6 protein-coding genes are annotated in these 5501 nt (G+C 31.3%); 4 read left to right on the plus strand and 2 right to left on the minus strand.

The window, feature by feature from the left end:
• Positions 1-289: 289 nt before the first annotated feature.
• A complete protein-coding gene (locus ACH0CI_RS27870; protein WP_154974994.1) occupies positions 290-856 on the minus strand; it encodes a hypothetical protein in 567 nt (188 codons plus the stop codon).
• An 812-nt stretch (positions 857-1668) separates the two neighbouring features.
• Here ACH0CI_RS27870 and ACH0CI_RS27875 point away from each other — a divergent pair.
• From ACH0CI_RS27875 to ACH0CI_RS27885, 3 genes are read left to right on the plus strand one after another with little or no spacing between them, the layout of a single operon-like run.
• Positions 1669-2649: an alpha/beta hydrolase gene (locus ACH0CI_RS27875; RefSeq protein WP_226556596.1), complete on the plus strand. Its 981-nt coding sequence runs from the start codon at positions 1669-1671 to the stop codon at positions 2647-2649.
• A gap of 7 nt (positions 2650-2656) precedes the next feature.
• Positions 2657-4051: a sensor histidine kinase gene (locus ACH0CI_RS27880; RefSeq protein ID WP_406902629.1), complete on the plus strand. Its 1395-nt coding sequence runs from the start codon at positions 2657-2659 to the stop codon at positions 4049-4051.
• Complete coding sequence (locus ACH0CI_RS27885; RefSeq protein ID WP_406902630.1) at positions 4039-4626, plus strand: response regulator; 588 nt, start codon at positions 4039-4041, stop codon at positions 4624-4626. Before ACH0CI_RS27880 ends, ACH0CI_RS27885 begins: the two co-directional genes overlap by 13 nt.
• A 165-nt stretch (positions 4627-4791) precedes the next feature.
• Here the strand turns inward: ACH0CI_RS27885 and ACH0CI_RS27890 are convergent, their stop codons facing one another.
• Positions 4792-5187, minus strand: coding sequence for a helix-turn-helix transcriptional regulator (locus ACH0CI_RS27890; RefSeq protein WP_154974987.1), 396 nt, complete (start codon positions 5185-5187; stop codon positions 4792-4794).
• A gap of 147 nt (positions 5188-5334) precedes the next feature.
• Here ACH0CI_RS27890 and ACH0CI_RS27895 point away from each other — a divergent pair.
• The coding region (locus ACH0CI_RS27895; protein WP_483880019.1) for a helix-turn-helix domain-containing protein at positions 5335-5501 on the plus strand (167 nt) is incomplete at its 3' end.

Raw genomic sequence — 5501 nt, forward strand, 5'->3', positions numbered from 1 at the left:
ACAGTTGAAGTCTTTTTTCTATTCCGGTCATTTTTGTTAGTTTTATTATAGCGTTAATTAATCTCATAATTCAATAAAAATTAGTAATATATCTCAAAAGAATTCTTTTTAACTGTTTTTCCCTAACAATAAATTTGTTTTATTATACAATTCATTTTAAAAAATGAGGAGGGTCAAAAAAATACCCCTCCTCATTATATTGAAAATATGTTATAATCAGTAACTTTTATAATGAAATTACGACACTATAATAATAAAAAGCTTCTACTAGGATAGTAGAAGCTTTTTATTATTTACCGATTAATTTTTCCCACCATGTTTTTTTCTTTTCTAACTCTGCACTAGCAGAAGCTTCTTCAATCATTCTTTTACTTTCTGATAATCCTTTTCTTAACTCACCAATCAACTCAGTATCTTTTCTGTTTATCATTTGCTTTAATTCTTGGTTGGTTTGGCTAACTTTCTGTAACTCTTCTACTAACTTTTGATTAAATTGCATTTGCTGTGTCATTTGTTGTTCTTGTTGTTGTAACATCTTTTTTATTTCACTCAGCTCATCGTTTATAGAAATAGAGCCTTTCTCTTCTTGATTCTTGACTGTAATAGTTATAGGAAGCCCATCACTTGCCAAATTATCGTTTACATCATCTTTTAGTAATCCCTCACTATAGAGCTCACGAATTTTTTTTAATAGATCTAGTGATTCAATACTTATTTTATAGCGTCTACCTTCTTTTTTGAAATTCAAAAACTGTTCATGATTAATTAAATACCTTTTTAATGTTTCAGGAGGAATATTGGTATACTCAGATGCTTCTGGTACACCAATAAAATTTGTACTTTCAGAAGTATTCATTTAATCCACCACCATTTACTAATATTTTATGTACATTCACTCAGTTCACAGTCATTCACATATGATTTTCACGAGGGTTCATTCGATTCACGGTCAATCACTCACTTTGTTTACCTATATTCACTTAGTTCACAGTCATTCACCTGTTGGTTCTGTGATTGTTCACCTAGTTCACAGTCGTTTATTCATTTAATTTTATATGATTTCGACAAAAAATCAACAATTCCTGTTTCGGATTTGTGTATATAGTTTATATTATGAACTACTAAGACTTTAGTTTAACTTAAGTTATACTTATATGAATAGTGATGTGTTTTGTGGTGAATGCATGGTGAACTTATGTGTGTTTTAGTTTAACTTGAGTTTTGGGAGTTAGAAAGATGGTTATTAAGTTAAACTGAAGTTCAACCAGGTGTTCTTGTTAACACTAATCTCTGTTTTATAAAAATAGGAGAGAACAATACAATAATGAACCAATAGCATTTATTATCTATTTTTAAGAATTGAATTAAGGTAATTTCCATTTCATATGTAGAAAATGTTTATTGAGTTCATGGAACATTTAGCATCGATCAGAATAACAAAAAATTCTTTTTCATAAAAGATGAGACCTTAGACTATCATATGATTCAAAAAATGGTAAAAAAGTAGTTTTATTTATCTTAATGTGAACAAAAAGAGATTATTTAGTTCTTATATATTAGAAATAAAGGGATTGTTGATTCATGTAAATCTAGTCGAGAGTTTGGTATCATGAAAAATAATGTAAAAAATAACAAAAAATAAATAATCAGCTGGGAGGAGGTATTAACTTGTTACTTTCAAAATTGATAGATTATTATGCTCTGCATGATTTGCATAAAGACCGAAGTGAGGAAAATCAATACTGTATTGATTCTCCTCATATACCAATAAATATAGATAGAGAAACTTTTTTTGAAGTACCAGCATCACTTTCAGATATAGGATTGAACATAACTTCTACAGACAAAGGATACAGAATAGGTGAATTTGGATTTGAAAGTTTGATACCTTCCGGGGATGATCTCAATGACTACGTAAGAGGAGAGGCTTACTTAAATGAATCTGAAAGTAAGCCTAATGTTATTTTTGTACATGGCTGGCGAATGAAAGGGTTTGATCGGGTAAAGAAGATTTTTCATAATTCGATTATGAATAATTTAGGATGGAATATGTACTACTATACGCTTCCTTACCACTTGGAACGTCAGCCAGAGACATCACTTTATAGTGGCGAATTTATGGTTAGTGCCAACATTCATAGGACCGTTGAATCTACTAGACAAGCAATTGTTGATCTCAGGGCTTTGATCCAATGGATAAAAAATAACAAACAAGGTCCTGTAATTATAATAGGTGTTAGTCTTGGTGGCTTTATCTCAAATTTAGTTGCTACACTTGAGTCAGAAATCGATGCATTAGTTTCTATATTCTATTCTAATCGCCTCAGTTATTCAATATGGAATACGATTCCCGGTAAGTATATAAGACAGGACTTAGAGGCCCATGGTGTGAATTATAATGATTTAGTTAAATATTGGGAATTAACGGAACCAAATCAAGCTACTCCAAAAATGAATAAAGATAATATACTACTGATTTCTGCTAAACACGATCAATACGTTCACATTCAAGATGCAGATTTGTTATGGGAATTGTGGGGGAAGCCTATACGGTATGTCTACAATTGTGGGCATGCAGGCATAGTTCTTAAACGAAAAAAAATTGCAAAGGATACCATTTCGTTTCTACAAAATAAGCTAAAGAGGTAATTAACATATGTTTATGTTTATAATGGTGGCTTTACTGTGGTTAATGAGTTCAATTCTTTTTTTTAGAAATCCTCAAAATGAAAAAATTAGATGGGCAAGTGTTATAGGGTTTTGTGGGGGCTTTGGAGGAATAGGGGCCTTACTAGGAAAAGGGATAGATAGACCAGAGTGGATATTACACTTGGATGGAATATTTACATCAATAGGACACTATTTTACTCCATATGGTATGTTGATTTTTGGAATAGTTTATTCAGATGTCATTGGTAATGTCCGAAAGAGAAATATATTAAAGTTGCTTTTACTAATTCCGATTTTCATTATGTATTCTATGTTTCAAGTATATCCAGAATTTAGAGTTGATTTTCGTATTTTAGCGATTTGGGTAGCACCATATGTGATAGCAGCTAATATTTTATTGATATACTCCGCATGGCGAGAAGATCGTCCAATTATTAAAAGAAGGAAAATATTGACTTGTGTATTTGTAGTTCCGATGTTTACATTTGCACTAACTACAAATATTATCTTAGAAGCATTGGGGATCGTGGGCGTATGGCGTTATAATCCTTGGATTATTGTAATCCAATTTCTTGTATTTGTTTACTTTGGAGTTAAGTATGGAATTCTTGGAGTGCGGATTAGATTTGAAAAAGAAATGCGTGATTCTACAATGAAAGCAGCGCGTTCTGGTACAGCGTTGTTCAACCATACAATAAAAAATGAAATAGCTAAAATTGATTTGTTAGTGAATCAGATCAAAGAACAGATTCCACCTGAAGAAAAGTCAGTTGAAAATCTAGGGTTAGTTTTAAATTCAACGAATCACGTTTTAGAGCTTTCAAGGCGTATTCAAAGTAAGTTGGATGTTATAGATCTTAAAGAATCTGAATTTTCTCTCACTGAAAGTATCGATTCAGCAATTAACTTGCTTAGACCTTACTTAAATATGAATCCTGATATTACAATCATTAAGCAGTATGAAGTTGATGCTATAGTCTTTGGTGATACCGAACAATTACAAGAAACTTATTTAAATATAATCAAAAATGCCAGTGAGGCAATGAATGGTCAAGGTGTAATTTTAATAAAAGTCTACAAAACTCGAAAGAAGATTCATATTGACTTTATAGATGAGGGTAAAGGAATTGGAAAAGATGAGCTTACCCGCGTGTTAGATCCATTTTATTCAACAAAACATAATCAAACAAATTTTGGACTTGGCTTAACCTATTGTTACAATGTCCTCAAAAAACATGGTGGCGATATTTTAGTGAAAAGTAAAGTCGAAAAAGGAACAACTTTTACATTAACTTTGCCTTCCAAGAGAATTATTGAATTTAGGGTAAGTGAACAATCTAACTCTAAACTAGTAGGAGAGAATAGCCTATGGACAAAATAAAATTAATGATTGTAGAAGATGATCCTGTTTGGATGCAGTGTATAAGTGATTATATAGAAAAAGAGAGCGATATCATTGTTGTTAAACAAGCTTACAACAAAGAAGAAGCCTTACAAGTTGATTATAATAATATTGATGTAGTTTTATTGGATTTAACGTTATTAAAAGATGAGAGTGACGAAGAGAACCTAAGTGGTCTTGAAGTCGCTAGGCATTTATACAAAAAAGGTTTAAAGAACACTATTATGCTAACATCTTGGGACGAAAAGGATATTATACTTGAATGCTTTGATACAGGGGTTGTTAATTACTTAACAAAAGCATCTTATAGAGACATCCCTGACGCTATTAGAGAGGCGTTTAGGGGGAAAGTTAGCCTCCATGCCGATGTCACAAATGTATTAGTTGGAGAGTTAAGGAAAGAAAGAAAAGTAAAGATATTAACACCAACAGAACGTGAAGTTTATACCTTAAGGGAACAAGGATTAAATAAATCACAAATTGCTGACAAATTATATAAATCTGTTGAAACAATAAAAAGACAATTACGAATTATAAAAAGCAAAATGCAGTGAAGAGTTAGTTTGTAGCTAATTTTTCATTGCCTTTTGCTTTTTTTTGTTATGTGTTCAAGGGCTATAGTCTATAAAAAGACTATATATTATACCACAATTATATCCGTTTGAAGAGGGGTATTTTTTTGACCCTCCCCTAAACGGATAAAATCTTCTAACATATATTTATAACTTATTATTTATTAACGAGTTAAGTAAAGACTTTAAAGATTCTCTGTCGGACTGTGGTAATCGGTTAACTTTTAAAAGTATATCCGTAAGCAACCTAACTTCGTCAGAAGACAAAGAGCTAATTATATTTGTAAGTTGGCTTATTTCAGGGGTATAAGAGGCATCTGTTTTTTCTTGAGAAGCACTTATAGGCAAAACATCGTTAAGCGTGACACCAAGAGCATTACAAATTTTGGCTAAGGATTCCACTTGAATAGATCGAGTACCTCTTTCTATTTCGCTGATTGTACTCTGTGAAGTTCCCGATAAAGAACCTAATTCCATAGTGGTAAGTTTCATTGCCTTTCTATATTCTTTGATTTTTACACCCATATATTTCTTGATATCCATTGTACTTCATCCTTATAAAATATTTGTATTTAGATTTATTTTATCAGAAAAAATTCGTAAATAATAAAAACTCAAAAATATTTTTAAAAAAATTATTTTAAAACTGTTTACGAATTATCTGTTTTCAAATATACTGTGTTTAAGGAGGTGCTGGAAATAAAGACCATAAAAGAAAAGAGGTTGGAAAAAAAGTGGAGTCAAACCTATCTAGCTCAATTATCAGGAGTTCCGCAACCCACTATTTCTCAAATCGAAAATGGGACTCGTCAATATCCGACGTTTGAAAATATGAAGAAAATCGCAGAGGCATTGGA

The organism is Priestia sp. 179-F W1.4 NHS (assembly GCF_045369295.1).
GTDB lineage: Bacteria > Bacillota > Bacilli > Bacillales > Bacillaceae_H > Priestia > Priestia zanthoxyli.

What these genes read in the sequence shown, in the direction of transcription:
- ACH0CI_RS27885 (WP_406902630.1), top strand. Translation starts at nt 4,039, where the DNA reads ATGGACAAAATAAAATTAATGATTGTAGAAGATGATCCTGTTTGGATG.
- ACH0CI_RS27890 (WP_154974987.1), bottom strand. Translation starts at nt 5,187, where the DNA reads ATGGATATCAAGAAATATATGGGTGTAAAAATCAAAGAATATAGAAAG.
- ACH0CI_RS27880 (WP_406902629.1), top strand. Translation starts at nt 2,657, where the DNA reads ATGTTTATGTTTATAATGGTGGCTTTACTGTGGTTAATGAGTTCAATT.
- ACH0CI_RS27870 (WP_154974994.1), bottom strand. Translation starts at nt 856, where the DNA reads ATGAATACTTCTGAAAGTACAAATTTTATTGGTGTACCAGAAGCATCT.